General features: G+C 71.3%; 24 protein-coding genes and 2 pseudogenes. 13 read left to right on the forward strand and 13 right to left on the reverse strand.

Annotated elements, in window-relative coordinates:
* Positions 1 to 11 precede the first annotated feature (11 nt).
* From iolD to iolC, 3 genes are read right to left on the reverse strand one after another with little or no spacing between them, the layout of a single operon-like run.
* Positions 12 to 1,922, reverse strand: a complete 1,911-nt coding sequence (gene iolD / locus ACLQ2N_RS09105) for a 3D-(3,5/4)-trihydroxycyclohexane-1,2-dione acylhydrolase (decyclizing) (protein ID WP_425810870.1) — start codon at positions 1,920 to 1,922, stop codon at positions 12 to 14.
* Positions 1,919 to 2,794: a 5-deoxy-glucuronate isomerase gene (gene iolB / locus ACLQ2N_RS09110; protein WP_425810872.1), complete on the reverse strand. Its 876-nt coding sequence runs from the start codon at positions 2,792 to 2,794 to the stop codon at positions 1,919 to 1,921. The genes iolD and iolB overlap by 4 nt, the downstream gene beginning before the upstream one ends.
* Positions 2,795 to 2,796: 2 nt before the next feature.
* Positions 2,797 to 3,783: a 5-dehydro-2-deoxygluconokinase gene (iolC, locus tag ACLQ2N_RS09115; RefSeq protein ID WP_425810874.1), complete on the reverse strand. Its 987-nt coding sequence runs from the start codon at positions 3,781 to 3,783 to the stop codon at positions 2,797 to 2,799.
* 120 nt (positions 3,784 to 3,903) lie between these two features.
* Here iolC and ACLQ2N_RS09120 point away from each other — a divergent pair.
* Together ACLQ2N_RS09120 and ACLQ2N_RS09125 are read left to right on the forward strand one after the other, a co-directional pair.
* Positions 3,904 to 4,336 (forward strand): annotated as a pseudogene (locus ACLQ2N_RS09120) (2-keto-myo-inositol dehydratase); the annotation flags it as partial.
* Positions 4,337 to 4,481: 145 nt separating this feature from the next.
* Positions 4,482 to 4,901: a peptidoglycan-binding domain-containing protein gene (locus tag ACLQ2N_RS09125; protein WP_425810876.1), complete on the forward strand. Its 420-nt coding sequence runs from the start codon at positions 4,482 to 4,484 to the stop codon at positions 4,899 to 4,901.
* Between the two features lie 87 nt (positions 4,902 to 4,988).
* Here the strand turns inward: ACLQ2N_RS09125 and ACLQ2N_RS09130 are convergent.
* A pseudogene (locus ACLQ2N_RS09130) lies at positions 4,989 to 5,336 on the reverse strand (MMPL family transporter); the annotation flags it as partial.
* A 134-nt stretch (positions 5,337 to 5,470) separates the two neighbouring features.
* On the opposite strand from ACLQ2N_RS09130, the gene ACLQ2N_RS09135 reads away from it, so the two are divergent.
* Both ACLQ2N_RS09135 and ACLQ2N_RS09140 read left to right on the forward strand, forming a co-directional pair.
* Positions 5,471 to 5,779 (forward strand): heavy-metal-associated domain-containing protein, encoded by a 309-nt coding sequence (locus ACLQ2N_RS09135; RefSeq protein ID WP_425810878.1) that lies wholly within the window; start codon positions 5,471 to 5,473, stop codon positions 5,777 to 5,779.
* A 101-nt stretch (positions 5,780 to 5,880) separates the two neighbouring features.
* Positions 5,881 to 8,253 carry a heavy metal translocating P-type ATPase gene (locus ACLQ2N_RS09140; RefSeq protein WP_425810880.1) on the forward strand — a complete coding sequence of 791 codons (2,373 nt, stop codon included), beginning with the start codon at positions 5,881 to 5,883 and terminating at the stop codon, positions 8,251 to 8,253.
* Between the two features lie 549 nt (positions 8,254 to 8,802).
* Here the strand turns inward: ACLQ2N_RS09140 and ACLQ2N_RS09145 are convergent.
* Together ACLQ2N_RS09145 and recD2 are read right to left on the reverse strand one after the other, a co-directional pair.
* On the reverse strand, positions 8,803 to 10,101 hold the full coding sequence (locus ACLQ2N_RS09145) for a citrate synthase (protein WP_018518088.1): 1,299 nt from the start codon (positions 10,099 to 10,101) through the stop codon (positions 8,803 to 8,805).
* Positions 10,102 to 10,230: 129 nt separating this feature from the next.
* Positions 10,231 to 12,552: an SF1B family DNA helicase RecD2 gene (gene recD2 / locus ACLQ2N_RS09150; protein WP_425810883.1), complete on the reverse strand. Its 2,322-nt coding sequence runs from the start codon at positions 12,550 to 12,552 to the stop codon at positions 10,231 to 10,233.
* A gap of 104 nt (positions 12,553 to 12,656) precedes the next feature.
* On the opposite strand from recD2, the gene ACLQ2N_RS09155 reads away from it, so the two are divergent.
* Positions 12,657 to 12,929, forward strand: a complete 273-nt coding sequence (locus ACLQ2N_RS09155; RefSeq protein WP_425810885.1) for a type II toxin-antitoxin system Phd/YefM family antitoxin — start codon at positions 12,657 to 12,659, stop codon at positions 12,927 to 12,929.
* A complete protein-coding gene (locus ACLQ2N_RS09160) occupies positions 12,926 to 13,183 on the forward strand; it encodes a Txe/YoeB family addiction module toxin (RefSeq protein ID WP_425810887.1) in 258 nt (85 codons plus the stop codon). Before ACLQ2N_RS09155 ends, ACLQ2N_RS09160 begins: the two co-directional genes overlap by 4 nt.
* A gap of 13 nt (positions 13,184 to 13,196) precedes the next feature.
* Here ACLQ2N_RS09160 and ACLQ2N_RS09165 read toward each other — a convergent pair whose 3' ends face one another.
* Positions 13,197 to 13,841, reverse strand: a complete 645-nt coding sequence (locus ACLQ2N_RS09165; RefSeq protein WP_425810889.1) for an NAD(P)-dependent oxidoreductase — start codon at positions 13,839 to 13,841, stop codon at positions 13,197 to 13,199.
* Positions 13,842 to 13,969: 128 nt separating this feature from the next.
* On the opposite strand from ACLQ2N_RS09165, the gene ACLQ2N_RS09170 reads away from it, so the two are divergent.
* Positions 13,970 to 14,326: a winged helix-turn-helix transcriptional regulator gene (locus ACLQ2N_RS09170; RefSeq protein ID WP_425811326.1), complete on the forward strand. Its 357-nt coding sequence runs from the start codon at positions 13,970 to 13,972 to the stop codon at positions 14,324 to 14,326.
* Here the strand turns inward: ACLQ2N_RS09170 and ACLQ2N_RS09175 are convergent.
* Positions 14,312 to 14,623, reverse strand: a complete 312-nt coding sequence (locus ACLQ2N_RS09175; protein ID WP_425810891.1) for a hypothetical protein — start codon at positions 14,621 to 14,623, stop codon at positions 14,312 to 14,314. The two genes, ACLQ2N_RS09170 and ACLQ2N_RS09175, sit on opposite strands and share 15 nt — an antisense overlap.
* A 127-nt stretch (positions 14,624 to 14,750) precedes the next feature.
* Between ACLQ2N_RS09175 and ACLQ2N_RS09180 the strand changes: the two genes are divergently transcribed.
* Positions 14,751 to 15,590, forward strand: coding sequence for a helix-turn-helix domain-containing protein (locus ACLQ2N_RS09180; RefSeq protein WP_425810893.1), 840 nt, complete (start codon positions 14,751 to 14,753; stop codon positions 15,588 to 15,590).
* Entirely contained in the window at positions 15,562 to 15,783 is a 222-nt protein-coding gene (locus ACLQ2N_RS09185) for a DUF397 domain-containing protein (protein ID WP_425810894.1), read from the forward strand. Before ACLQ2N_RS09180 ends, ACLQ2N_RS09185 begins: the two co-directional genes overlap by 29 nt.
* A 105-nt stretch (positions 15,784 to 15,888) precedes the next feature.
* Here ACLQ2N_RS09185 and ACLQ2N_RS09190 read toward each other — a convergent pair whose 3' ends face one another.
* Positions 15,889 to 17,202, reverse strand: coding sequence for an MFS transporter (locus ACLQ2N_RS09190; RefSeq protein ID WP_425810896.1), 1,314 nt, complete (start codon positions 17,200 to 17,202; stop codon positions 15,889 to 15,891).
* Positions 17,199 to 17,804, reverse strand: coding sequence for a helix-turn-helix domain-containing protein (locus ACLQ2N_RS09195; protein ID WP_425810898.1), 606 nt, complete (start codon positions 17,802 to 17,804; stop codon positions 17,199 to 17,201). Before ACLQ2N_RS09195 ends, ACLQ2N_RS09190 begins: the two co-directional genes overlap by 4 nt.
* Before the next feature lie 700 nt (positions 17,805 to 18,504).
* On the opposite strand from ACLQ2N_RS09195, the gene ACLQ2N_RS09200 reads away from it, so the two are divergent.
* Positions 18,505 to 18,822 carry a hypothetical protein gene (locus ACLQ2N_RS09200; protein ID WP_425810900.1) on the forward strand — a complete coding sequence of 106 codons (318 nt, stop codon included), beginning with the start codon at positions 18,505 to 18,507 and terminating at the stop codon, positions 18,820 to 18,822.
* A gap of 60 nt (positions 18,823 to 18,882) precedes the next feature.
* Here ACLQ2N_RS09200 and ACLQ2N_RS09205 read toward each other — a convergent pair whose 3' ends face one another.
* The 3 genes from ACLQ2N_RS09205 to ACLQ2N_RS09215 are packed head-to-tail and all read right to left on the reverse strand — an operon-like array spanning position 18,883 to position 22,041.
* Complete coding sequence (locus tag ACLQ2N_RS09205) at positions 18,883 to 19,710, reverse strand: sugar phosphate isomerase/epimerase family protein (RefSeq protein ID WP_425810902.1); 828 nt, start codon at positions 19,708 to 19,710, stop codon at positions 18,883 to 18,885.
* Positions 19,707 to 20,852: a dihydrodipicolinate synthase family protein gene (locus tag ACLQ2N_RS09210; RefSeq protein WP_425810904.1), complete on the reverse strand. Its 1,146-nt coding sequence runs from the start codon at positions 20,850 to 20,852 to the stop codon at positions 19,707 to 19,709. The genes ACLQ2N_RS09205 and ACLQ2N_RS09210 overlap by 4 nt, the downstream gene beginning before the upstream one ends.
* A 37-nt stretch (positions 20,853 to 20,889) precedes the next feature.
* Positions 20,890 to 22,041: a Gfo/Idh/MocA family protein gene (locus ACLQ2N_RS09215; RefSeq protein WP_361024573.1), complete on the reverse strand. Its 1,152-nt coding sequence runs from the start codon at positions 22,039 to 22,041 to the stop codon at positions 20,890 to 20,892.
* Positions 22,042 to 22,159: 118 nt separating this feature from the next.
* Between ACLQ2N_RS09215 and ACLQ2N_RS09220 the strand changes: the two genes are divergently transcribed.
* The 3 genes from ACLQ2N_RS09220 to ACLQ2N_RS09230 all read left to right on the forward strand — a co-directional run bounded on the left by ACLQ2N_RS09220 (position 22,160) and on the right by ACLQ2N_RS09230 (position 26,094).
* Positions 22,160 to 23,224, forward strand: coding sequence for a LacI family DNA-binding transcriptional regulator (locus ACLQ2N_RS09220; RefSeq protein WP_425810906.1), 1,065 nt, complete (start codon positions 22,160 to 22,162; stop codon positions 23,222 to 23,224).
* A 67-nt stretch (positions 23,225 to 23,291) separates the two neighbouring features.
* Positions 23,292 to 24,080: a sugar phosphate isomerase/epimerase family protein gene (locus ACLQ2N_RS09225; RefSeq protein ID WP_425810908.1), complete on the forward strand. Its 789-nt coding sequence runs from the start codon at positions 23,292 to 23,294 to the stop codon at positions 24,078 to 24,080.
* Between the two features lie 157 nt (positions 24,081 to 24,237).
* Positions 24,238 to 26,094 carry a glycoside hydrolase family 3 protein gene (locus ACLQ2N_RS09230; RefSeq protein WP_425810910.1) on the forward strand — a complete coding sequence of 619 codons (1,857 nt, stop codon included), beginning with the start codon at positions 24,238 to 24,240 and terminating at the stop codon, positions 26,092 to 26,094.
* Positions 26,095 to 26,096 lie beyond the last annotated feature (2 nt).

The raw sequence follows: 26,096 nt of genomic DNA on the forward strand, positions 1-26,096 counted from the left end.
CTGTGGCTCCTTCAGAGGTGACGGCGTCGGCCGGCGCTGTGTCTTTCGTACTCTTTCCGTGCTTCGACCGCCGCGGGGCGGGTGGCCGCCTCGGCCACGGGAACATCCCACCACGCCTGCGCCTCCGGGGGCCCCTGTCCGGCGCCGGGTGTTTCCGTCTCGACGTGTACGCAGACGGGCCGGTCGGCGGCGCGGGCCTCGGCGAGGGCCGCCCGCAGTTCGGCCACCGTCCCGGCGCGCAGCACCCGCATGCCGAGCGAGGCGGCGTTGGCGGCGAGGTCCACGGGGAGCGGGGGGCCGGTGAAGTCCCCGTCCGCCGACCGGTGGCGGTAGTCCGTGCCGAAGCGTTCGCCGCCCGTCGCCTCGGAGAGGCCGCCGATCGAGGCGTAGCCGTGGTTCTGGAGGACGACCAGCTTGACCGGCAGGCCCTCCTGGACGGCGGTGACGATCTCGGTGGGGTTCATGAGGTAGGTGCCGTCGCCGACGAGCGCCCAGACGGGCCGGTCCGGGGCCGCCATCCGGACGCCGATCGCGGCCGGGATCTCGTAGCCCATGCAGGAGTAGCCGTATTCCACGTGGTACTGGCGCGGGGAGCGGGTCCGCCAGAGCTTGTGCAGGTCGCCGGGGAGCGAACCGGCCGCGTTGACGAGGATGTCCTCGTCGGTGACCAGCTCGTCCAGGAGGCCGAGGACCTGGGTCTGCGTGGGGCGGGCCCCCGGGTCGGGCGTGGCGTACGCGGCGTCGACGCGCCGCTCCCAGCGGGCCTTGGCCTCGGTGTACTCGGTCACGTAGGCGGGGTCCGCACGGTGTCCGGCCAGGGCGGCGGTGAGGGCTTCGAGGGCGGTGCGGGCGTCGGCGACGAGCGGGAGCGCGGCGAGCTTGTGGGCGTCGAAGCCGGTGAGGTTGACGTTGAGGAAGCGGACGCCGGGGTCCGCGAAGAGGGTCGCGGACGCGGTGGTGAAGTCGGTGTACCGGGTGCCGATTCCGATGACGAGGTCGGCGGCGCGGGCGAGGTCGTCGGCGGTGGCGGTCCCGGTGTGGCCGATGCCGCCGACGTCGGCGGGGTGGTCGTGGCGCAGTGAACCCTTGCCTGCCTGGGTGGAGGCGACGGGGATGCCGGTGGCGGCGGCGAACGCGGCGAGGGCGTCCTCGGCGGCGCTGTGGTGCACCCCGCCGCCCGCGATGATCAGGGGGCGGCGGGCGGCGCGCACGGCCCGTACGGCCCGGTCGAGTTCGTACGGGTCGGGGGCGGGGCGGCGTACGTGCCAGACGCGCTCCGCGAAGAACTCCGCCGGCCAGTCGTACGCCTCGGTCTGGACGTCCTGCGGCAGCGCGAGGGTGACCGCGCCGGTCTCCGCCGGGTCGGCGAGGACCCGCATGGCGTGCAGCGCGGCCGGGATCAGGGCCTCGGGGCGGGTGACCCGGTCGAAGTAGCGGGAGACGGGGCGCAGGCAGTCGTTGACGGAGACGTCGCCCGCGTACGCCACTTCCAGCTGCTGGAGCACGGGGTCGGCGGGGCGGGTCGCGAAGGTGTCGCCGGGCAGCAGCAGGACGGGGAGGTGGTTGACGGTGGCGAGGGCGGCGCCGGTGACGAGGTTGGTGGCGCCGGGGCCGATGGACGTGGTGACGGCCTGGGCGGACAGCCTGCCCGACTGGCGGGCGTAGCCCACGGCCGCGTGGACCATGGCCTGTTCGTTGCGGCCCTGGAGGTACGGCATCGCGGGGCCGGTCTCCAGGAGCGCCTGGCCGACGCCGGCGACGTTGCCGTGGCCGAAGATGCCCCAGGTGGCGGCGATCAGCCGGTGGCGCTCGCCGTCGCGTTCGGCGTACTGGCTCGCGAGGAAGGCGACGAGTGCCTGGGCGGTGGTGAGGCGGCGGGTGGCCTCCCCGGCCGGTCCGGCCGTGCCGGGCGTCGCGGTCATGCGTGGTCCTCCGGTCCGTGGAGCGGCAGCCGGGGGTCGACCGGCTGGGACGGCCAGGTGTCGCGGACCCAGGTGTGGTCGGGGTGGTCGCGGATCAGCCACTCCCGCTTCTCGCCGGGGCCCGCCATGACGTTGAGGTAGTACAGGGTGCGGCCGGGCTGGGCGATGGACGGGCCGTGCCAGCCGTCCGGGATGAGGACCGCGTCGCCGCTGCGGACCTCGGCCAGCACGTCCGTGCCGCCGGGGCGGGACGGGGAGACCCGGTGGTAGCCGAGGCCGCCGTCCTCGACCTCGAAGTAGTAGATCTCCTCCAGGACGGATTCCTCGCCCGGGTGGTGCTCGTCGTGTTTGTGCGGCGGGTAGGACGACCAGTTGCCGCCGGGGGTGAGGACTTCCACGGCGATCAGCCGGTCGCAGTCGAAGGCGTCGGCGGCGGCGAAGTTGTTGACCTGGCGGGAGCAGCTGCCGGCGCCGCGCAGTTCCACGCGTACCTCCGGCGCGGGGCCGTAGCGAGCGGGGAGTCGTCGCTCGCACTTCGCTCCTGCCAGGGCGAAGCGGCCGCCTGCGCCGGAGGCGATCTGTGCGTGGGCATCGCGTGGTACATAGGCGAAATCGGAAACGCCGCTGAACACGCTCCTACGGCCCAGCAGTTCAAAGATCTCATCTGAGATGTGCACCGTACAGCTGCCGGTCAACGGCAGGACGATCCACTCACTCTCCCCGGTGACGAGTGTGTGAACTCCTCCCGGCTCCAGCTCCAGGACGCGCAGCCCCGACCGCTCCCAGCCGGCCTGGTCCGGGCCGATGTCCAGGGCGTACGGGCCGTGCGCGGTGGAGCCCGCCGGGAGGTGGTACGCCGGTTCACCTCGCATGGTCACGCCCCTTCGCCGTGTACGGTGACCGCGCCCTCGGCGAGGGCGGCCTCGACCTCGTGCGGGAACGGCATGGCGGAGGAGCAGGCGAGGCGGGCGGCGACGATGGCGCCCGCGGCGTTGGCGTAGCGCATGGTGTGCGCGAGGTCCCAGCCGCTGAGCAGCCCGTGGCAGAGGGCGCCGCCGAACGCGTCCCCCGCGCCGAGGCCGTTGACCACGTCGACGGGGAGCGGCGGCACATCGGCGACGGTCCCGTCGCGGTGGACCGCGAGGACGCCGGCGGGGCCCTGTTTGACGACGGCCAGCTCGACGCCGGCCTCGATGAGGGCGCGGGCCGCCGCGTACGGTTCGCGCTCGCCAGTGGCGATCTCGCACTCGTCCAGATTGCCGACGGCGACCGTCGCGTACGCCAGGGCCTCGCGGTAACGGGCGGACGCGCTCGGCCCGGATGCGTCCGGCGGCCAGAACATCGGGCGCCAGTCGAGGTCGAAGACGGTGATGCCGGAGCGGTCGCGGGCGCGGAGGGCGGTGAGCGTCGCCGTACGGCTCGGCTCGGCGCACAGGCCGGTGCCGGTCATCCAGAACACCCGGGCGGCCCGGACCGCTCCGAGATCCAGCTCGCAGGCACGGATCTCCAGGTCGGGGGCCTTGGGCTGCCGATAGAAGTACAGCGGGAAGTCGTCGGGCGGGAAGACCTCGCAGAAGGTGACCGGGGTCGGGTAGGCGGCGACGGGCGTCACCCACCGGTCGTCGACCCCGAACTCCCGCAACTGCTCGCGCAGATAGCCGCCGAAGGGGTCATCGCCGGTCCGGGTCACCACGGCGGTGCGCCGGCCGAGGCGGGCGGCGGCGACGGCCACGTTGGACGGGGAGCCGCCGAGGAACTTCCCGAAGGTGTCGACCCGGGCCAGCGGCACCCCCGTCCGCAGCGGGTAGAGGTCCACCCCGATCCGCCCCATGGTGATCACGTCGTACGGCTGCTCAGGCATGCGACATCCCTCCGGCTGGGCGCCTGTACCTGGATCATCTCCGCTTGGATCACCGTCAATCATCTGTACGGACGTACGGACGTACCCCTGACACGCGTCCCCGCGTGGTGAGGCTCGGGCATGACGTCCTCCCCGTCCTCCGCTTCGCCCCGCATCCGCAGCGGCTGCGCCGCCGCGCTCCTGGGGCCCCGGCCATCCCCGGCAGGGGCCGTTACGGCGCTTCCTGGACGAGGTCTCCGCCGCGGGCCACGAGTGGATCGGGGCGGGTCCGTGCGGTTGTCCCCGACCGATCCGGCCCGCCTCGCGGACGAGACCCGCAGCCGGGGCCCTCCGTCTCGGCGGGCACCGACTTCACCGGATTGCACCACGGACCGGACCTCTGGGACCGGACCTGGGCCATGTCGCCGGTATCGCGGCACTCAGCCGGACGAGGGGCGCCGTCCGCCTCGTGGTCATGCCCTCCTTCCGACGCGACGGCAAGGCGGGCGAGATGCTGGAGGACCGGGTCCTCACCGCCGGTCAGCGGCGCCACCTCACCCCGGTCGCCCGCCGCACCCGCGCCTGCCTGGCTCGCACGGGCCCTGGCCCTTCCGGGACCCGCCCGGCCCGGGCAGTGACGTGAGGCCCTTCCGGGCTGTTGTCCTCGGTGAGACCGGGCCCCCGGGCCCGCCCCCCGCACTCACCGAGGAGCGATCATCATGTCCCGCACCCCCTTGTCCCCGCAGTCCCCGCGCCGGGCCGCCGGCGCCTCGGCCCTGGCCACCGGCCTCCTGGCCGCCCTCGCGCTCGCCGCCGCCGTGGCCGCGGCTCCAGGGGCCGCCGCCGACGCCGAGAACGTGCCGCCGGCCGGCTCCAGCCCCGTGTGCGCCTTCTACGACGGGGACGGGCTCACCGTCTTCGGCGACCGGGGCGACCGCGCCTTCCAGGTGCAGTGCATGCTGGCCAACCGGCGCTACCTGCCGTGGGACGCGGTGGACGGGACGTTCGGCCTGCGCACCCTGGACGCCGTCCGGCGCTTCCAGGCCGACCACCCGCCCCTGCTCAGCACCGGCCTGGTCGACGCGGACACCTGGGCCGCGCTCTGGCGGGGCGACGTCCCGGTCGACGCCGGGGCGTGACAACGGCGGGGCGTGACGACGGCGGGGCGAGGGGCCGACCGGGCGCAGTCACCCGTACCGGCTCTCCGCCCCGCCGCCCTCTCCAGCTCACGCCCCGCTGGGCACCCGCTCCGTCTCGGCGTCCCGCTTCGGTAGGGACGCCGGCGCCTCCGGCCGCCCCGGCTCGCCCTCGCTCAGGCCGAACCGCTGGTGGAACCTCCGCAGCGGACCCGGGGCCCACCAGCTCGCCCGGCCCATCAGCTTCATGACCGTCGGGACGAGGAGGCTGCGGACCACCATCGCGTCCATGAGCACCGCGAGCGCGATGCCGAGGCCGAGCATCTTGGTGTTGGTCACCCGCGAGGTGCCGATGGCGACCATCACGACGGCCAGGATCACGGCCGCCGCGGTGATCAGCCCGCCGGTGCGCCGCAGTCCGAAGGAGACCGGTACCTCGAACCCCTGATCCCCGACGACACGACGGCCGGGCCCCACTCGCGTCATACCCCCTAGGGGTATAAACTGGGGATCGTGGAGGCGCACCGGCGTGCGCCCCTCCGCCCCGTGTGCCCGTCGAAGAGGAGAACACCATGACCGCCGAGACCCAGCTCCCCCAGGCGACCAGCTCCTGCTGCTCGCCCAGCGGTTCCTGCCACGACAGCGCGGGCGCCGACGCCGGGCAGTCCGGCGTGACCACCGTCTACCAGGTGACCGGCATGACCTGCGGCCACTGCGAGGGCGCCGTCTCCGAGGAGGTCTCCGCCATCGAGGGTGTCACCTCCGTGAAGGCCGTGGCGTCCACCGGGCAGGTGACGGTGGTCTCGCAGGGCCCCCTGGACGACGAGGCCGTACGCGCCGCCGTCGACGAGGCCGGTTACGAGCTCACCGGCCGCGCCTGACCGCCCCGGGAACCACCCACCCCCATCCCGTCCCGGCCGGGCCGCACCGACCAGCAGATTCTGGTGGGGTCCGGCCCGGCCGGCGTTCCAGGAGCTCGGACATGCACAGCGCATCGGACACCCACAGCGCGACGGAGGCCGGCGCCCCGGAGGCGGAGCCCTCCCGGGCCGAGTTCATGATCGGCGGGATGACCTGCGCCTCGTGCGCGGCCCGCGTCGAGAAGAAGCTCAACCGGATGGACGGCGTCACGGCCACCGTGAACTACGCCACGGAGAAGGCCCGCGTCAGCTATGACGGTGCCGCCGTCTCCGTCAACGATCTCGTCGCCACGGTGGAGAGGACCGGCTATACGGCGAAGCCGCTGCCCGGGGCCGTCGCGCAGGCTCCCGAACCCGCCGCCACAGAAACCCCGCGGGCCCCGCAGTCCCCCGAGCCCGCACCCCACGCACCCCGACCGGAACCGGAACCGGAAGCCCCGCCCGACCCCGACGCCACCCCCGACCCCGCCCTCACCGCCCTCCGTCAGCGGCTGGTCGTCTCCGCCGTGCTCGCCGCCCCCGTGGTCGCCCTGGCGATGATCCCCGCCCTCCAGTTCGACTTCTGGCAGTGGCTCTCGCTCACCCTCGCCGCGCCCGTCGTGGTCTGGGGCGGGCTGCCCTTCCACCGGGCCACGTGGACCAACCTGAGGCACGGCGCGGCCACCATGGACACCCTCGTGTCCGTCGGGACTCTCGCCGCCTTCGGCTGGTCGCTGTGGGCGCTGTTCCTGGGGGACGCCGGGATGCCCGGCATGCGGCACGGCTTCGACCTGACGGCCTCCCGGGCCGACGCCTCGGCCACCCTCTACCTGGAGGTCGCGGCGGGCGTCGTCACCTTCATCCTGCTGGGCCGCTATCTGGAGGCGAAGTCGAAGCGGAGGGCCGGGGCCGCGCTGCGGGCCCTGATGCACCTCGGCGCCAAGGACGTGACGGTCCTGCGTGACGGCACCGAAGTCCGCGTGCCCGTCGGCCGGCTCCTCGTGGGCGACCGGTTCCTGGTCCGGCCGGGCGAGAAGATCGCGACGGACGGCACCGTGGTCGAGGGTTCCTCGGCCGTGGACGCGTCCATGCTCACCGGCGAGTCCGTCCCCGTGGACGTGGGCGCGGGCGACGCGGTGACCGGTGCGACCCTCAACGCGGGCGGCCGCCTCGTGGTCGAGGCGACCCGCGTCGGCGCGGACACCCAGCTGGCCCGGATGGCGAAGCTGGTCGAGGACGCGCAGAACGGCAAGGCCGAGGTGCAGCGCCTCGCGGACCGGATCTCGGCGGTGTTCGTCCCGGTCGTCCTGCTCATCGCCCTCGCCACGCTCGTCGGATGGCTGCTGGCCACCGACGACGTGACGGCCGCGTTCACGGCGGCGGTCGCGGTCCTGATCATCGCCTGCCCGTGCGCGCTGGGCCTGGCCACACCCACCGCGCTCATGGTCGGCACCGGACGCGGCGCCCAGCTCGGCATCCTGATCAAGGGCCCCGAAGTCCTGGAGTCCACCCGCCGCGTCGACACGATCGTCCTGGACAAGACCGGCACCGCCACCACCGGCCGGATGACCCTCCAGACCGTCCACACCACCCCCGGAACCACCGAATCCGACGCCCTCCGCCTCGCCGGCGCCCTGGAACACGCCTCCGAACACCCCATCGCCCAGGCCGTGGCGACCGGAGCCGCCGAACGCACCGGCGCCGCTCTCCCCACCCCGGAGGAATTCACCAACGTCCCCGGCCTCGGCGTACAGGGCGTGGTTGAGGGTCACACCGTCCTCGTCGGGCGCCCCCGGCTGCTCACCGAGGCCGGATTCACCCTCCCCGACGCCCTGGCCGCCGCCGTCGCGGACGCCGCCGCTCAAGGGCGTACGGCCATCGCGGTCGGCTGGGACGGCGAGGCGCGCGCGGTCCTGGAAGTCGCCGACGCGATCAAGGACACCAGTGCGGAGGCCGTCGCAGCGCTCCGGAATCTCGGCCTCACACCGATCCTGCTGACCGGCGACAACCGCTCCGTGGCGGAGTCCGTGGCCCGGGAAGCCGGGATCGAGGAGGTCCGCGCCGAGGTGCTGCCGGAGGAGAAGGCGCACGTCATCCGGGGTCTCCAGGAGCGGGGACGGGTCGTCGCCATGGTCGGCGACGGGGTCAACGACGCCGCCGCGCTGGCCCAGGCCGACCTGGGCCTGGCCATGGGCACGGGCACCGACGCGGCCATCGAGGCGAGCGACCTGACCCTGGTTCGTGGAGATCTCAAGGTGACAGCAGACGCCATCCGCCTCTCCCGGCGCACCCTCACCACCATCAGGGGCAACCTCTTCTGGGCATTCGGCTACAACGTGGCCGCCCTACCCCTTGCGGCATTTGGGCTGCTCAACCCTATGATTGCCGGAGCGGCGATGGCCTTCTCATCGGTCTTCGTCGTGACGAACAGCCTGCGCCTGCGCTCCTTCACGTAATATCCACAATGAGATCCAGATCACATCGGTTTCAGGGTAACCATTCGATGGGTTCGTAAGTCTTAGAGTGCGATGCCAAGGATGTCTTGGGGGACGTCCTGCGGAGCATCTTGGGGGATGCTCCGGGCAAGAGTGGGCCGGGGCACGTACACCGGGGAGCTTTGAGCGGCCCTCCCGTCGGTACGTACCCCGGCAGACCACAGCGCGGTGAGCAGGACAAGCAGTACCGAGGCACAGCCCAGGAGCTACGGCTCCCACTGAACGCCCGGCCGGATCCCGTGGGGGGAATCCGCTCCGGGACATGGGAAGCGCCTCGCCGTCGGCCCGTGGGGGGATCGATGGCGAGGCGCTTCTCTCTTGCGCGGGAGCGCTCCCGGACCGGCGCACACGCCGGCGTACGCACCCAGCCAGCTCCTGTACGCCCCCTCCCGTACGCCCCCCCGGAACGCCACACGCCCCCGCCCGCCGCGTCGCTCGGGGCGAGGACGCGGCAGACAGGGGCGCGGGGATCCGGCGTCAGTCAGGGCCGGGTGATGCGGGAGGGGGCGTTCAGCGGCCCTCGACCGGGACGAAGTCGCGCAGGACCTCGCCGGTGTAGATCTGGCGCGGGCGGCCGATGCGGGAGCCGGGCTCCTTGATCATCTCGTGCCACTGGGCGATCCAGCCGGGGAGCCGGCCGAGCGCGAAGAGCACGGTGAACATCTCGGTCGGGAAGCCCATCGCGCGGTAGATGAGGCCCGTGTAGAAGTCCACGTTCGGGTAGAGGTTGCGCGAGACGAAGTACTCGTCGGAGAGCGCGTGCTCCTCCAGCTTGAGCGCGATGTCGAGCAGCTCGTCGGACTTGCCGAGGGCGGAGAGCACATCGTGCGCGGCGGCCTTGATGATCTTGGCGCGCGGGTCGAAGGACTTGTACACCCGGTGGCCGAAGCCCATCAGGCGGACGCCGTCCTCCTTGTTCTTCACCTTGCGGATGAAGGAGTCGACGTCGCCGCCGTTGGCCTGGATGCCTTCCAGCATCTCCAGCACGGACTGGTTGGCGCCGCCGTGCAGGGGGCCCCACAGCGCCGAGATGCCGGCGGAGATCGAGGCGAACATGTTCGCCTGCGAGGAGCCGACCAGGCGCACGGTGGAGGTCGAGCAGTTCTGCTCGTGGTCCGCGTGCAGGATGAGCAGCTTGTCGAGCGCCGAGACGACGACCGGGTCCAGCTCGTACTCCTGGGCCGGCACCGAGAAGGTCATGCGCAGGAAGTTCTCGACGTAGCCGAGGTCGTTGCGCGGGTAGACGAACGGGTGACCGATCGACTTCTTGTACGCGTACGCGGCGATGGTCGGGAGCTTGGCGAGCAGCCGGATGGTCGAGAGGTGGCGCTGCTCCTCGTCGAACGGGTTGTGGCTGTCCTGGTAGAACGTGGACAGCGCGCTGACGACCGAGGACAGCATGGCCATCGGGTGGGCGTCGCGCGGGAAGCCGTCGAAGAACCGCTTGACGTCCTCGTGCAGCAGCGTGTGCTGGGTGATCTCGTTCTTGAAGGTCGACAGCTCGTCGACCTTGGGGAGCTCACCGTTGATCAGCGTGTACGCGACCTCGAGGAAGGTCGAACGCTCCGCGAGCTGCTCGATCGGGTAGCCGCGGTAGCGCAGGATGCCCTGCTCGCCGTCGAGGTAGGTGATGGCCGATTTATAGGCAGCGGTGTTGCCGTATCCGCTGTCCAGCGTCACCAGGCCGGTGTTCGCCCGGAGCTTCCCGATGTCGAAGCCCTTGTCGCCGACGGTGCTGTCGATCACCGGGTAGGTGTACTCGCCATCGCCGTACCGCAGTACCACAGCGTTGTTGGTGTGCTCGCTCACGTCATCCCTCACCGACGTAGTGCCTCTTCTTCGAGGTTCCCTGACTGTCTCCACCCTCCCCCATTTGGCTCAGGAGAGTGCACTCGGGGTCGTCCATTGGACCTACTCGCGGCACTGAGTGCCGCGAACTTAGCCATCCTGCCCCCTTGACTGCGGTTCCGGAAGACCTCCGTGATGTTTCCCACCGTTTTGATCGATCATTTTTACCGACGATCCTCCGTCGCCGCCTCCGCGGAGCCGGTGATCCAGCGCCGTACAGCGCCTGCCTGCGGAAACCGTGCGGACCGCCTGGCCGATCGCCTGCCGTGAGCCGACCAGGACGACGAGCTTCTTGGCCCGGGTCACGGCGGTGTAGAGCAGGTTCCGCTGGAGCATCATCCAGGCGCTCTTCGTCACCGGAATGACGACGGCGGGGTACTCGCTGCCCTGCGAACGGTGGATCGTCATGGCGTACGCGTGGGCCAGCTCGTCCAGCTCGTCGAAGTCGTAGCCGATCTCCTCGTCCTCGTCGGTCAGGACCGTCAGCCGCTGTTCGTCCAGGTCAAGGCCGGTGACGACGCCCACCGTGCCGTTGAAGACCCCGTTCTCCCCCTTGTCATAGTTGTTACGGATCTGAGTGACCTTGTCCCCGACGCGGAAGACCCGGCCGCCGAACCGCTTCTCGGGCACGCCCGGCCGGCCCGGGGTGATCGCCTGCTGGAGCAGACCGTTGAGATGCCCGGCCCCGGCCGGGCCCCGGTGCATGGGGGCGAGCACCTGCACGTCCCGGCGCGGGTTGAGCCCGAACTTGGCCGGAATACGCCGGGCCGCGACGTCCACCGCGAGCACCCCGGCGTCCTCCGTCTCGTCCTCCACGAAGAGGAAGAAGTCGCTGAGCCCCTGAGTGAGGGGCAGTACGCCGGAATTGATGCGGTGCGCGTTGGTGACGACGCCCGACTGCTGGGCCTGGCGGAAAATCGTGGTCAGCCGGACCGCCGGCACCGGGCCGCCCTCGGCGAGGAGGTCCCGCAGCACCTCCCCCGCCCCCACCGAGGGCAGCTGGTCCACATCGCCGACGAGCAACAGGTGGGCACCCGGTGCCACGGCCTTCACCAGCTTGTTGGCGAGCAGCAGGTCGAGCATCGACGCCTCGTCCACGACGACCAGATCGGCGTCGAGCGGGCGGTCCTTGTCGTACGCCGCGTCGCCCCCCGGCTTCAGTTCCAGCAGCCGGTGCACGGTGGAGGCTTCGGCCCCGGTCAGCTCGGACAGCCGCTTGGCGGCCCGCCCGGTCGGCGCGGCCAGCACCACTTTCGCCTTCTTGGCCCGGGCCAGCTCCACGATGGACCGGACCGTGAACGACTTGCCGCAGCCGGGGCCGCCGGTGAGCACGGCGACCTTCCGGGTCAGCGCGAGCCGCACGGCGTCCTCCTGCTCGGGCGCCAGCGTGGCCCCGGTCCGGCCCGCGAGCCACTTCAGTGCCTTGTCCCAGTCCACGTCCGCGAAGGCGGGCATCCGTTCCTCCGGCGTCCGCAGCAGCCGTCGCACCTGGGCGGCGAGCGAGATCTCCGCCCGGTGGAACGGCACCAGATACACCGCCGTGACCGGCTCGCCGCCCTCGGGCGACGGCACCTTCTCCCGTACGACGCCCTCCGGCTCCTCGGCCAGCTCCGCCAGGCACTCGATGACGAGCCCGGTGTCCACCTGGAGCAACTTCACCCCGTCCGCGATCAGCCGCTCCTCGGGCAGGAAGCAGTGGCCCTGGTCGGTGGACTGCGACAGCGCGTACTGCAAGCCCGCCTTGACGCGTTCCGGGCTGTCGTGCGGGATGCCCACGGCCTGGGCGATCCTGTCGGCGGTCAGGAAGCCGATGCCCCAGACGTCGGCGGCCAGCCGGTAGGGCTGGTTCCTCACGACGGAGATCGAGGCGTCCTCGTACTTCTTGTAGATCCGCACGGCGATGGACGTCGAGACGCCGACGCCCTGGAGGAAGACCATGACCTCCTTGATCGCCTTCTGCTCCTCCCAGGCGGCGGCGATCATCTTCGTCCGCTTGGGGCCGAGCCCGGGAACCTCGATGAGCCGCTTGGGCTCCCGCTCGATGATGTCGAGGGTGTCGACCCCGAAGTGGGTGGTGATCCGGTCCGCCATGACCGGCCCGATGCCCTTGATCAGCCCGGAGCCGAGGTAGCGGCGGATGCCCTGGATCGTGGCGGGGAGGACGGTCCGGTAGTTCTCCACGTGGAACTGCTTGCCGTACTGCGAGTGGGACCCCCAACGCCCCTCCATCCGCAAGGACTCCCCGGGCTGCGCCCCGAGCAGCGCCCCGACGACGGTGAGCAGGTCGTTGGCCCCGCGCCCGGTGTCGACGCGGGCGACGGTGTAGCCGTTCTCCTCGTTGGAGTACGTGATCCGTTCGAGGACGCCTTCGAGGACGGCCAGGTTGGGGGTGTGGGGCGTGGTGGTGGCCATGGGGCGACGGTATCGGGCGGGTGCGACAGCGCGGTCCCCGCACGACAGGCGTTCTACTGGTACCATAAGCGGTACCAGTTAGGGTGCAGTGAAAGAGGTCCGCGATGTCGATAACGGCCAGTGAAGCCCGGAAGCACCTGTTCCCGCTGATCGAGCAGGTCAACGCGGACCACGCCCCCGTGCACATCACCTCACGCAAGGGCAACGCGGTCCTCATGTCCGAAGAGGACTTCAGCTCCTGGCAGGAGACGATCTACTTGCTGCGCTCCCCCGCCAACGCGCGCCGGCTTCTCGACTCCATCGCGGAAGCCGAGACGGGCGGGACGGAGTACCACGAACTGGCGGATGTGCCCGACGACAGCGAGGACCACGCGTGAAGCTCGCGTTCACCACGCGCGGTTGGGACGACTACACCTTCTGGTCGGAGAGCGACCGTCGCATGACACGTCGCATCAACAGGCTCATCACCGAAGCTCTGCGCGATCCCTTCGACGGCATCGGGAAACCCGAACCTCTGCGTGGCGACCTGAGCGGCTACTGGTCAAGGCGCATCGATGACGAGCACCGGCTGGTCTACAGAGCAACCGAGTCGGAACTCGTCATCGTGCAAGCCCGGTACCACTACACCTGACCTCGCGGCGCGGTCAGGAGGCCACCGCGGTCAGCGTACGGCTGTGCTTCGGGGTCTCGATCTCGTCGACGAGCGCGACCGCCAGGTCCGCGTAGGAGAGGAAGTCGGCGTCCGGCAACAATGCGTTGCCGCCCGTCCGGTAGCGGCCGGTGCGGTCGGCCTCGTCGTCCAGGAAGACCGCCGGCGGGGCGAGCACCACCCAGTCGACGGGGGTCTCGGCGGCGCGCAGCACGTCCAGTTCCGCCGCGTGGCCGAGCGAGAAGGTCCGGGCGTCCTCCGGGAATCCGGGGGTGTCGTGGAGCATCACGCCCGGCGCCGCCTCCAACGTCGTGCCGATCCCGACCAGCACCAGCCGGGGCACGCCCGCCCGCTCCAGCCCGCCCAGCAGCGCGTGGGCCGCGCTCACGAAGAACTCGGCGGACGGCATGTCCCTCGGCGCCGCCGCCCCGATCGCCGCGTCATGCCCCTCCGCCACGGCCGCCACGCTCTCCGCGTCGGTCACGTCCCCGGCGACCACGTCCACCCCGGGTCCGCCGAGCCCCGCATACGCGGCGGGGTCCCGCACCACGGCCGTGACCCGGTGCCCCCGCTCCACGGCCTCCGCGACCGCCCGCCGCCCCGCGCGTCCACCGGCTCCGAACACAACGATCCTGCTCATGGGTCGCCCCCTTGGCCAGGGCCCGCGTCCTCCGTGGGCCGTTGCCGCGACGCTAGACCGGCACCCCATGGTTTCCGCAACGATAGTTACGTACGCTCGACGGCGTGAGCCAACCCCTTGACGCCGAGATGTTCACCGCCTGCGACCACACCGAATCGCCGTTCCGGCTGGGCGGCAAGTGGACGGCGAAGATCGTCCGGTGCCTGGAGGACGGCCCCCGCCGCTTCTCCGAGCTGGCGGCCCCCCTGCGCGGCATCACCCCGAAGGTCCTCACCGAGACCCTCCGCTCCATGGAACGGGACGGCCTGGTCACCCGTACCGTCGGCGACGGCATCCCGCCCCGCGTCGACTACGCGCTCTCCCCGCTCGGCCGATCGCTCCTCGCCCCCATGGCCGCCTGCTGCGCCTGGGCCGCCGCGCATCTCCCGGAGGTGGAGGGCGCCCGTGAGGCGTACGAGCAGGTGGCCGGCTCAGCCGTCCGCTGAGCGCGCCGCCGCCCCCGTCATGCGCGAGCCCCTGCTCTCCGCGACGCGCCGTACGTCCCGCAGGGACTCGGTCAGGCGGCTCGCCAGGAAGTGGAGTTCCGGGCCCGTCACCTTCTGGTCGGCCAGGAGGTCGGCCGCGTGGCCCAGCAGTTCGTCGGCCATGCCGAGTTGGACGCTCTCGATGTTGTCGGCCAGCCGCGAGACGTAGCCGTTGCCGTCCCCGAGGACGTAACAGGGCTTGCCGCCCTGGCTCTCCCAGGGCAGCAGCCTGATCGTCTGCGCCTCGTTTTCCTTCACGTCTGCCTGCTTCCTTCCGGGGGCCTGCGTTCTGTAGCGAACCCATCACAGAGTGGGGTTACGCGTCGCTACGCTGCCAGGGGGTCGGGGATGACAGCGGGCACGTCAAGACGAGGAGTTGAGCCGCATGGATATGAGGCGGGTGCCGCGTTCACCACGGCAGAAGTACGGCGCGGAGCTGCGGCTGCAACGCGTCGCGGCGAACCTGACTCAGGAGGCGCTGAGCGAGATGGTGGTCTGCTCGCCCACGCTGATCAGCCACTGGGAGGCGGGCCGGCGGCTGCCGGGCCCGGAGGACGCGGCGAGGATCGACCGGGCGTTGGACACGGGCGGGTTCTTCGTGCGGTGGCTTGAGGACCTGGACTCGAAGTTCGTCCAGTACTTCGCGCACGTGGCCGAGCTGGAGCGGCAGGCCACCGAGGTGCGCCTGTACGGGTTGTCGCTCATCCCCGGGCTCCTCCAGACCGGCCCGTACGCCCGTGCCGTCTTCGAGGCGTACAGAACCAACTACCAGCCGGACGAGATTGACACGTTCGTCGTCAACCGCCTGGAGCGCGGCCGGATGCTCGCGGAGTCGGCGCGTCCGGTGGTCTGGGCACTTCTCGACGAAGCGGCTCTCCGACGGCGTGTCGGTGGCCCGCAGATCATGGCGGAGCAATTGCGGAAGATCGCGGACATGGCGGCCTCCGGACGGCTGCGTCTGCACGTGCTGCCCTTTGCTGTAGGGGCCCACGCGCTCATGGAGAGCGCGCTCTACATGCTCGACTTCGATGACGGCCCTCCCCTCGCTTATGTAGAGGGACTTCAGACGGGCAATCTGATGGATGATCCGGCGTTGGTGGCCGCCTGCCAGGAGTCCTACACTCTCGCCCTGGGTGACGCGGCGCCCCAACGGGCTTCGATCGATCTCATCCGGGCCATCGCAGAGGAGCACGAAAATGCACAGCCACAACCGCCCCTACGCTGACTCCCGTTCCTTGTCCGGATGGTTCAAGTCCAGCTACAGCGGTGGCAACAACGGAGACTGCCTCGAAGCCGCGCGCGGCCACGCCTCCGTCCCCGTCCGCGACAGCAAGGCCGTTACCGGGCCCGCCATCGTGTTCTCCGCCGACGGCTGGGCCTCCTTCGTCACCGCGGTCAAGGGCCGCCGACTCGGATGAGCGGCAGCCGACGACGGCTGCCAGAAGTCCGGCCGGGCGCTTCGCGGAGATGGTGATCCGCTTTCCGGAAGTCGGCGGGAGAGGGAGTGCCCGGCGCGATCCTGATCAATGACGGGATGGGACCGGCTCGCCATCAGAGTCCAGCGGCAGCTTGGAGTTACTCGCGGCGAGGCGGGACATCGGCAGGTCCCGGGATCGCCGGATCGGGGAGAAGAGCAGGACCAGTGCGGCGAGCGGGACCCCCGCCGTCGTGATGGCCATGGCGGTGCGGAGGCCGAGTGCGGTTCCGAGTGCACCGCCGAGCAGTGCTCCGATGGGGATCGTTCCGTAGCTGAGGAATGCGGTGCTCGCGGTGAGGCGACCGAGGAGATCGGGCGAGCAGTAGCGCTGCTGGAAGCTCGCCTTGATGATGTTGCCGGCGACCACGCCGGCGACGACGCTGAAGCCACCTGCCACAAAGAGCAGGATCCCGGCTCCGCCGATGGTCAGCGGGATGAGCAGACCGAGTGTGGGAAGTCCCAGTTCGAACAGCAGTGTCGCGCGGGCCGTGCCGATCCGGTGAGCGACCCGGCGTGCGGCGAATGCCCCGGCTACACCTCCGGCACTGGTCGCCGCGATGAGTACGCCGACCGTCCCCGGGGCCAGGCCGACGCTCCGAACCAGAAATGCCACCTGGATCGACTGGTACCCCATAAGAGCCAGGTTCGAGGCGGCTCCGAAGAGCGTGAACGTGCGGAACCAGGGGTCGTAGGCGATCAGCCGCATCCCTTCGCGGACTTCACTGACCAGTGAAGTGGGGCGATCCTCGGTTCTGATAACGCGTGGTTCGCGATGCCGGATGGCTGCGAGACACAGGAGGGAGACGAAGAAGGTGGCGGCGTGGGCGAACATCCCGTTCACCGCACCTGCCAGCTGCGCGATCAGACCGCCGGAGCCGAGCCCGGCAATTTGCGCGGCAGAGGCGCTGCCGTGCAGTTTGGCGTTGCCCTCGGGCTGGTCATCAGGTTCCAGAATGCTGGGGAGATAGGCGGTGTAGGCGGTCTGGAAGAACACCGCTGCCGTGCCCGTCAGCAGGGCGACGGCCAGGAGGAGTCCGATACTCAGCCGGCCGGACCATGCGGCGACCGGGACGCCGGCGAAGAGTACGAGGGAGACCGCGGCGGCGGCCAGCATGATCGGTCTGCGGCGCAGCCGGTCCACCCAGACACCGACCGGGAGACCGATGATCAGCCAAGGGGCCCAGGCTGCGGCGCTCAGCAGGCCGACCTCGAACGTGCTGGCGTGCAAGGTGGAGACGGCGACCAGCGGCATCGCCACCCCGGTGACGGACGCACCGAACTTGCCGGCGGTCTCGCCGCACCACAGCAGGCGGAAATCGCGGTGCCGACGCAGGAGGCCACCGCGTATGCCGCAGCTCATGCGGAGCCACGCTCCTTGCGGGGGAAGGACTGGAGCTGCACGACGACAGGGAGCGCGTCCGGAGCGGGTTCGACGTCCGGAGCGGGGGAATGGCGCGCGATGACAGCCATCAGCTCCGCGTTGAGTGCCTCCAACTGCTTCGGAGTCATCCGCAGGTCACTCCAGTCCGAGACAGTGCCGGCGCTCCGCCACCTGTCGTCCCAGTCCTCGCCGATGTAGTTCACGACCCGGCTGAAGTGCTGCTGCAGCAGTTCGTGCACATAGACCGACAGCGTCCCCCGAGTGTCGGGATCGTCGCGGAAATCGGCGGTGTTCAGCTCGTTCGAGACATCGACCTGCCTCCACCAACGCTCGCGTTTCGTGCCCCGCCCGGTTTCCTCCACGATGAAGCCGTGCTCGGCGAGGTGGCGCAAGTGCCAACTGATGGTGCCGGTGTTCTCCCCGAGGCGTTCGGCCAGCCTGGTGGCGGTAGCAGGCCCGTCCAGGCCGAGCAGTTCGTAGATGCTCATCCGCAGTGGATGGGCCAGCCCCCGCAGGCTGCGCGCGTCGAGGCGCCGAGTGGGTTTGGCGGGCTGCGACGTGCTTTCGAGTTCGTCGGACATGTCACCAGCCTAAATAGCAGAGGTTCCTCTGCACAGGACTCTCTGCAGAGAAACCTCTGCAGAGAGCGCCACGTGGAGCCTCGGCCAACCTGGAGGCGCAGGTCACCGAGCAGGGGCGGTTGGTCCTGCCTGTCATGTTCCGAGAGCAGCGCCGCTCAGCCGACTGCCCGGCACGAAGCGGGCGTCACGCGACTACGCCGTATCCCTGCCCTCGCCACAGCTCTCATGCAGGAATCCAGGAATCTACGCAGCGAGCCGCATACCCGGCGCACCGGCGAATACCCTTGATCCGCTACAGCCTATTTGCGAAAGCGCATGCGCCTCCCAGAAAGAAGGAGGAATCAAAGAAAGAGGGGATTGATGCGCGGCATCTCTTACGTGCCCAGGACAATCGCCGTGGCAGCCGTAGCCTTCTTCGCCTCAGCGACAGTGGCTCTCCCAGTTGAAGCCGCTCCAAATCCCCACCCGATCGATTGGCGGGTGTATGCGACTTTTGGGTCGAACATGAAGCTGGACATCGATTCGACGCTCGACCATGGAACCTGCAAGCCCCAAGGGAGCAAGGTTACTTGCAAGCCGCAAAGTCGCACCTTCCGTAACGTCAACGCCGGCGGTATGAAGGTTGTCTTCGCGGAGCGCGTCGACTCCCGTTCGAAAGACCATCGCCCTGTCGGCGTCATCACGGCCTACTGTTGCGACTGTGGCTGCTGAGACCGGAAAGAACGACATGCTGACCGCCTATTCGGACTACCTCGGCGAGTTCAAAGGCGAGGTGGAAGCGCAGCTGGCCGGCGGCCCGGATGAGGGCGGGCTCTCCCTGCGGGAGATCAGCTTCCACGAGGATGCCGAAGGCGTATGGGTCGTGGCCCTGGTCAGCGGCTCGCGCGCACAGGGGGCGTTCGAGCGTAAACGCCTGATCCTTCCGGTGAGTGGACCGGACAAGGACGGATGGCTGGCCGCCACCGTCTTCACCTCGGCCCTTGTCGAAGACTTCGACAAGGGCGAGATGCTTCCGTAAACCTCTGCGGTGCATTCCCGGGACCCGCACCGCACAGGCGGGCCCCGGGGCGGACCGGGTTCAGCAGGCGTGTTCCGCGTAGCGGGACGCCACCTCCGCCAGGACCTCCGCGCCGTCGCGCGCCCACAGCGCCTCGTTGAAGATCTCCACCTCGACCGGGCCGTCGAAGCCCGTGGCCTCCACCGCCTCGCGGAAGAAGCGGAAGTCGACGCTGCCGTCGCCGAGTTGGCCCCGGCCGAGCAGGACGCCCGCCGGGAGCGGGGTGATCCAGTCCGCGAGCTGGAAGGAGTGGATGCGGCCCGTCGCGCCGGCCCGCGCGATCTGGGCGGGGGCCTGGTCGTCCCACCAGAGGTGGTACGTGTCCACGACCACGCCCACCCGGTCGGCCGGGAAGCGCTCGGCGAGGTCCAGGGCCTGGGAGAGGGTCGAGACCACGCAGCGGTCCGAGGCGAACATGGGGTGCAGGGGCTCGATGGCCAGGCGCACCCCGCGTTCGGCGGCGTACGGGGCCAGCTCGGCCAGGGCGTCCGCGATGCGTTCGCGGGCGCCGTACAGGTCCTTGCTGCCCTCCGGGAGGCCGCCCGAGACGAGGACCAGGGTGTCCGTGCCCACGCCCGCCGCCTCGTCGAGGGCGGCGCGGTTGTCGTCCAGGGCGCGGGCGCGCCCGGCCGGGTCCGGGGCGGTGAGGAAGCCGCCCCGGCACAGGCTGGTGACGGTCAGGCCGTGGTCGGACAGCAACCGGGCCGTCGCCTCGACCCCGTACGCCTGCACCGGGGCCCGCCAGAGGCCGACCTTGTCGATGCCCGCCTTCGCGCAGCCCTCGGCCAGCTCCGGCAGCGACCACTGCTTGATGGTCTCCTGGTTGATGGAGAGACGGCCGTCGCTCATCGGGTGCCTCCCTGCACGGTCAGCAGCGCGCGCATCCTCGACTCCGCGAGCTCCGGGTCCGGGAACAGGCCGAGCCGGTCGGCGAGTTCGTACGCCTTCGCCAGGTGCGGGAGCGAGCGGGCCGACTGGAGGCCGCCCACCATCGTGAAGTGGTCCTGGTGGCCGGCCAGCCAGGCCAGGAACACCACGCCCGTCTTGTAGAAGCGCGTCGGCGCCTGGAAGAGGTGCCGGGACAACTCGACCGTGGGGTCGAGCAGTTCGCGGAAGCCCTTCGTGTCGCCCGTGTCCAGCACCCGTACCGCGTGCGCGGCCAGCGGGCCCAGCGGGTCGAAGATGCCGAGCAGCGCGTGGCTGAAGCCCCGGTCGTCGCCCGCGATCAGCTCCGGGTAGTTGAAGTCGTCGCCGGTGTAGCAGCGGACGCCGCTCGGCAGCCGGCGGCGCACGTCGATCTCGCGGTCCGCGTCGAGCAGCGACATCTTGATGCCGTCGACCTTGTCCGGGTGTTCCGCGATGACCTGGAGGAAGGTGTCGGTGGCCAGGTCCAGGTCGGTGGAGCCCCAGTAGCCCTCCAGCGCCGGGTCGAACATCGGGCCCAGCCAGTGCAGGACGACCGGTTCGGTGGCCTGGCGCAGCAGATGGGCGTACGTGTCCAGGTAGTCCTGGGGGCCCTTCGCGGCGGCGGCGAGCGCCCGGGAGGCCATCAGGATGGCCTGGGCGCCGCTCTCCTCGACGACGGCGAGCTGTTCCTCGTACGCGGAACGCACCTCGGCGAGCGTCGCCGGGCCCGGCGGCAGCTGGTCCGTGCCGACGCCGCAGGCGATGCGGCCGCCGACCGCCTTGGCCTCGGCGGCCGAGCGGCGGATCAGCTCCTCGGCGCCCGCCCAGTCCAGGCCCATGCCGCGCTGCGCGGTGTCCATGGCCTCGGCCACGCCCAGGCCGTGCGACCAGAGGTGGCGGCGGAAGGCGAGGGTGGCGTCCCAGTCGACGGCGGCCGGGGAGTCCGGCGTGACGTCGGCGTACGGGTCGGCCACCACGTGCGCGGCGGAGAAGACCGTACGGGAGGCGAGCGGCGTCCCCGTGGGGGCGAGGTCGAGCGGGGTGGCCCGGGGTTCGTAGGGGCCCTGCGGGAGATGGATGGTCACGGTGACGGCTCCTCGGGGCGGAGAGGGGGGCGGCTGGTCACAGCGAGAGCTCCGGGACGTCCAGGCGGCGGCCCTCCGCGTGGGACTTCAGGCCCAGCTCCGCGAGCTGCACGCCGCGGGCGCCCGCCATCAGGTCCCAGGTGTAGGGCTCGTCCAGCACGATGTGGCGGAGGAACAGCTCCCACTGGGCCTTGAAGCCGTTGTCGAACACCGCGTTGTCCGGGACCTCCTGCCACTGGTCGCGGAAGGACTCGGTGACCGGCAGGTCCGGGTTCCAGACCGGCTTCGGGGTGGCCGAGCGGTGCTGGACGCGGCAGTTGCGCAGGCCCGCGACGGCGGAGCCGTGGGTGCCGTCCACCTGGAACTCGACCAGCTCGTCGCGGTTGACCCGGACCGCCCAGGAGGAGTTGATCTGGGCGACGGCGCCGCCCTCCAGCTGGAAGATGCCGTAGGCGGCGTCGTCGGCGGTCGCCGCGTACGGCTCGCCGCGCTCGTCCCGGCGCTCCGGGATGTGGGTCTGGACGTGCGCCTGGACCGTGGTGACCCGGCCGAACAGCTCGTGGAGCACGTACTCCCAGTGCGGGAACATGTCCACGACGATGCCGCCGCCGTCCTCCGCGCGGTAGTTCCAGGAGGGGCGCTGGGCTTCCTGCCAGTCGCCCTCGAAGACCCAGTAGCCGAACTCGCCGCGCACGGACAGGATCTCGCCGAAGAAGCCGCCGTCGATGAGGCGCTTCAGCTTCAGCAGGCCCGGCAGGAAGATCTTGTCCTGGACGACGCCGTGCTTGATGCCGGCCTCCTGGGCCAGGCGGGCCAGGTCGAGCGCGCCCTCGACGTCCGTGGCCGTGGGCTTCTCGGTGTAGATGTGCTTGCCGGCGGCGACGGCCTTCTTGATCGCCTCGACGCGGGCCTGGGTGACCTGGGCGTCGAAGTAGATGTCGACGGTGTCGTCCGCGAGGACCGCGTCCAGGTCGGTCGACCACTCGGTCAGACCGTGGCGGGCGGCCAGCTCCTCCAGGGCGTGGGCGCGGCGGCCGACGAGGATCGGTTCGGGCCACAGCACGTCGCCGTCGCCGAGGTCGAGGCCGCCCTGCTCGCGGATCGCGAGGATCGAGCGCACCAGGTGCTGCCGGTATCCCATGCGTCCCGTCACGCCGTTCATGGCGATGCGCACTGTCCTGCGTGTCACGAAAATTCCCTCCGTACAGCCGTAGCAAGCGCTTTCTATGCGGGATGACGCTAGCCTGCCGACAGCGGCCCGGACAAGAGGGGGCCCGTCAATCGGTCACCGGCCACGGAGGAAAGCGATGACAGTCACCCTGGCGGACGTGGCGGCCCGCGCCCGGGTGTCCCCGGCCACCGTCTCCCGTGTGCTGAACGGCAATTACCCGGTGGCGGCGTCCACCCGGGAACGGGTCCTGCGCGCGGTGGACGACCTGGACTACGTGCTGAACGGGCAGGCCAGCGCCCTGGCGGCGGCCACCTCGGACCTGGTCGGCGTCCTCGTCAACGACATCGCCGACCCGTTCTTCGGGATCATGGCGGGCGCCGCGCAGAACGAGATCGGCGGGCCCGGCGACGGGTCCGGCCGGGCGGGCGGCGAGAAACTGGCGGTCGTCTGCAACACCGGCGGCTCCCCCGCCCGCGAGCTGACCTACCTCACCCTGCTCCAGCGCCAGCGCGCCGCCGCCGTCATCCTCACCGGGGGCGCGGTGGAGGACCCGGAGCACCAGACGGCGATGGCCGCGAAGCTCGCCAAGCTCGCGGAGGCGGGGACCCGGGTCGTGCTCTGCGGACGGCCCCCGCTGCCGGACGGGGCGTCCGTGGTGGCCGCGCTGGCCTTCGACAACCAGGGCGGCGCCCGGCGCCTGACGAGTCACCTGCTCTCGCTGGGCCACCGCCGGATCGGCTATGTCGCGGGCCCGCTGGAACGGACCACCACCCGCCACCGCCTGGCCGGCCACCGGGAGGCGATGCGGGCGGCGGGGGCGGCCGGGGACGAGGACCGGCTGACCGTCCACGGCTCGTACGCCCGGGGCTCCGGCTACGACGCCACCGTCGAACTCCTGCGCCGCGAACCGGAGATCACCGCCGTCGTCGCCGCGAACGACACCGTGGCGCTCGGCGCGGCGGCGGCGGTCCGCGACCGGGGGCTGCGTATCCCCGAGGACATCTCGGTCGCCGGCTTCGACGACCTGCCGTTCTCCGTGGACGTGGTCCCGGCCCTGACGACCGTACGGCTGCCGCTCTTCGAGGCCGGGGCGCGGGCGGGCCGGCTGGCCTTGGGCAAGGAGGACCCGCCGCCGGGCGGCATCGCGCTGATCCCGGCCGAGCTGATGGTGCGCGGCTCGACGGCGGCACCCCGGGGGTGAGTCCGGGCCGGGGGCTGGGTACACGTGAGGGCGCCCGCCCTCGTGGAACGACGGAAGGAACACGCACGTGAAGCTCGCTTTCTCCACCCTCGGGGTGCCGGGGCTGCCCATGCCCGAGGTCGTCCGGCTGGCCGCCGGCAACGGCTACCAGGGGGTCGAACTGCGCGCCCACCCCGAAGAGCCGGTGCACCTCGGACTCGGGCAGGCCGAACGGTCCGCCGTGCGCGCGGAGTTCGAGCGCGGCGGGGTCGAGATCCTGACCGTGGCCGGGTACGCGAAGGTCGCCGCCGAGGGGTACGACCAGCCGGTCCTGGACGAGCTGGCCGCGCTGACCGAACTGGCCCGGGACCTGGGCGCGTCGTACGTCCGGGTGTTCCCCGGCGCCGGTGACGGGGACCCGGAGGAGGCGGACGCGGCCGCCGCGCGCAGGCTCGGGGCGGCCGCTCCGTACGCCGCCGACCTGGGCGTGAGCATCCTGCTGGAGACCCACGACTCACACCGGGCGGGGGTCGATGTGGCCCGGGTGGTGGGGAAGGTGGGGCACAAGAGCGTCGGCGCGCTGTGGGACGTCATGCACACCTGGCTGGCGGGCGAGGAGCCGGTGGCCAGCCACGCGGTGCTGGCCCCGCACCTCGGCTACGTACAGGTGAAGGACATCGCCTCGACCGACGACACCACGCCGCTGGCCCTGGGCGCGGGGGTGCTGCCGCTGCGGGCGTGCCTGGACACCGTGGACCCGGACGGCTGGGTGTGCTGGGAGTACGAGAAGCGGTGGTACCCGGGGGCGGCGGAGCTGCCGGGGCTGCTGGGCGCGGGGCGCGAGCATCTGCTGCGGCTGGGCGCGCCGAAGCAGTAGCCCGGGGCGGGCGGCGGCGCACAACGAGACCCAACGACCGGAAGGGACGCGCTCAAAAACGGCCCGCACCCTTGACCGGAAGTTATTTTCTGGATATCCGTGCTCCTTGGAAGTTTCTTTCACCCCCTCGTCACCGAGAACGGCCGAAGGAGCTCACGTGCACCACCGCACCTCCAGACGCACCCTCCTCACCGCCACCGCCGCCACCGCCGTCGCGGCGGCAGCCGGCATGGCGACCGCCCCGGGGGCCGCCGCCTCCCAGGGCACCGGCGCCGCACACAGCAGTCACACCTCCGCCGCCACGACCCGGCGGCTGAAGCGGCTCATCTCCGGGATGAGCCTGGAGGAGAAGGTCGGCCAGCTCTTCGTCATGCGGGTCTACGGGCACTCGGCCACCGACCCGGACCAGGCCGACATCGACGCCAACCTCGCCGAGATCGGGGTGCGTACGGCCGCCGAGATGATCGCCAAGTACCACGTCGGCGGGATCATCTACTTCGCCTGGGCCCACAACACCCGCGACCCGCACCAGATCGCCGAGCTCTCCAACGGCATCCAGCGCGCGGGCCTCGCGGGCCCGTCCCGCATCCCGCTGCTGATCTCCACCGACCAGGAGCACGGCATCGTCTGCCGCGTCGGCGAGCCGGCCACGCTGATGCCGGGCGCGATGGCGCTGGGCGCGGGCGGTTCGCGCTCCGACGCCCGCAGGGCCGGGCAGATCGCGGGCGCCGAGCTGGCGGCGATCGGCATCAACCAGAACTACGCGCCGGATGCCGACGTCAACGTGAACCCGGCCAACCCGGTCATCGGCGTCCGCTCCTTCGGCTCGGACCCGCAGTCCGTGGCCGGGATGGTCGCCGCGCAGGTGAAGGGGTACCAGAGCGCCGGGATCGCCTCCACGGCCAAGCACTTCCCGGGCCACGGCGACACGAGCACCGACAGCCACACGGGCCTGCCGGTCATCGGCCACACCCGGGAGCAGTGGGCGGAGCTGGACGCGCCCCCGTTCCGGGCGGCCATCGCGGCGGGCATCGACTCGATCATGACCGCGCACATCGTGGTGCCCGCGCTCGATCCGGCCGAGGACCCGGCGACCCTCTCGAAGCCGATCCTCACCGGCATCCTGCGCGAGGAGCTGGGCTACGACGGGGTCGTGGTCACCGACTCGCTCGGCATGCAGGGCGTGCGCACGAAGTACGGGGACGAGCGGGTGCCGGTGCTCGCGCTCCAGGCGGGCGTGGACCAGCTGCTGAACCCGCCGAGCCTGGACGTCTCGTGGAACGCGCTGCTGGCGGCCGTGAAGAGCGGCGAGGTCAGCGAGGCCCGGCTCGACGAATCGATCCTGCGCATCCTGCGCCTCAAGACGAAGCTGGGGCTGTTCGACCAGCCGTTCGTCTCCGGGCACGGGGTGGACCGTACGGTCGGCACCCGGGCGCACCTGGCCGCCGCCGACCGGATCGCCGAGCACACGACGACCCTGCTGGCCAACGAGGGCCGGCTGCTGCCGCTGTCGCGCCGCTCGCACCGGAACCTGCTGGTGGTGGGCGCCGACCCGGCGTCCCCCTCGGGCACCACGGGCCCGCCGACGACGACGCTGGCCGAGGCGTTCGGCGAGCTGGGCTTCGCCGCGACCGCGCTGTCCACCGGGACCGCGCCGAGCAAGGCGGCCATCGACGCGGCGGTGGCCGCGGCGCGGGGCAAGGACGCGGTGGTGGTGGGGACGTACAACGTCTCGGCGACCAGTTCGCAGCGCACCCTGGTCAGCGCGCTGGCCGCGACGGGCGTCCCGGTGATCACGATCGCCATCCGCAACCCGTACGACATCGCGCAGCTGGCGGGCACGGGGCACCGGGCGCACCTGGCCGCGTACTCCTGGACCGACGTGGAACTGCGCGCGGCGGCCCGGGTGATCGCGGGCCGGGTCCGGCCGGAGGGCAAGCTGCCGGTGCCGGTGCAGCGGGCGGACGACCCGTCGAAGGTGCTGTACCCGGTGGGGTACGGACTGACGTACTAGGC

It is taken from the genome of Streptomyces sp. DT224 (assembly GCF_049844595.1).
Taxonomy (GTDB): domain Bacteria; phylum Actinomycetota; class Actinomycetes; order Streptomycetales; family Streptomycetaceae; genus Streptomyces.

What these genes read in the sequence shown, in the direction of transcription:
- iolD (WP_425810870.1), bottom strand. Translation starts at nt 1,922, where the DNA reads ATGACCGCGACGCCCGGCACGGCCGGACCGGCCGGGGAGGCCACCCGC.
- iolB (WP_425810872.1), bottom strand. Translation starts at nt 2,794, where the DNA reads ATGCGAGGTGAACCGGCGTACCACCTCCCGGCGGGCTCCACCGCGCAC.
- iolC (WP_425810874.1), bottom strand. Translation starts at nt 3,783, where the DNA reads ATGCCTGAGCAGCCGTACGACGTGATCACCATGGGGCGGATCGGGGTG.
- ACLQ2N_RS09125 (WP_425810876.1), top strand. Translation starts at nt 4,482, where the DNA reads ATGTCCCGCACCCCCTTGTCCCCGCAGTCCCCGCGCCGGGCCGCCGGC.
- ACLQ2N_RS09135 (WP_425810878.1), top strand. Translation starts at nt 5,471, where the DNA reads ATGACCGCCGAGACCCAGCTCCCCCAGGCGACCAGCTCCTGCTGCTCG.
- ACLQ2N_RS09140 (WP_425810880.1), top strand. Translation starts at nt 5,881, where the DNA reads ATGCACAGCGCATCGGACACCCACAGCGCGACGGAGGCCGGCGCCCCG.
- recD2 (WP_425810883.1), bottom strand. Translation starts at nt 12,552, where the DNA reads ATGGCCACCACCACGCCCCACACCCCCAACCTGGCCGTCCTCGAAGGC.
- ACLQ2N_RS09155 (WP_425810885.1), top strand. Translation starts at nt 12,657, where the DNA reads ATGTCGATAACGGCCAGTGAAGCCCGGAAGCACCTGTTCCCGCTGATC.
- ACLQ2N_RS09165 (WP_425810889.1), bottom strand. Translation starts at nt 13,841, where the DNA reads ATGAGCAGGATCGTTGTGTTCGGAGCCGGTGGACGCGCGGGGCGGCGG.
- ACLQ2N_RS09170 (WP_425811326.1), top strand. Translation starts at nt 13,970, where the DNA reads ATGTTCACCGCCTGCGACCACACCGAATCGCCGTTCCGGCTGGGCGGC.
- ACLQ2N_RS09180 (WP_425810893.1), top strand. Translation starts at nt 14,751, where the DNA reads ATGGATATGAGGCGGGTGCCGCGTTCACCACGGCAGAAGTACGGCGCG.
- ACLQ2N_RS09185 (WP_425810894.1), top strand. Translation starts at nt 15,562, where the DNA reads ATGCACAGCCACAACCGCCCCTACGCTGACTCCCGTTCCTTGTCCGGA.
- ACLQ2N_RS09190 (WP_425810896.1), bottom strand. Translation starts at nt 17,202, where the DNA reads ATGAGCTGCGGCATACGCGGTGGCCTCCTGCGTCGGCACCGCGATTTC.
- ACLQ2N_RS09195 (WP_425810898.1), bottom strand. Translation starts at nt 17,804, where the DNA reads ATGTCCGACGAACTCGAAAGCACGTCGCAGCCCGCCAAACCCACTCGG.
- ACLQ2N_RS09205 (WP_425810902.1), bottom strand. Translation starts at nt 19,710, where the DNA reads ATGAGCGACGGCCGTCTCTCCATCAACCAGGAGACCATCAAGCAGTGG.
- ACLQ2N_RS09220 (WP_425810906.1), top strand. Translation starts at nt 22,160, where the DNA reads ATGACAGTCACCCTGGCGGACGTGGCGGCCCGCGCCCGGGTGTCCCCG.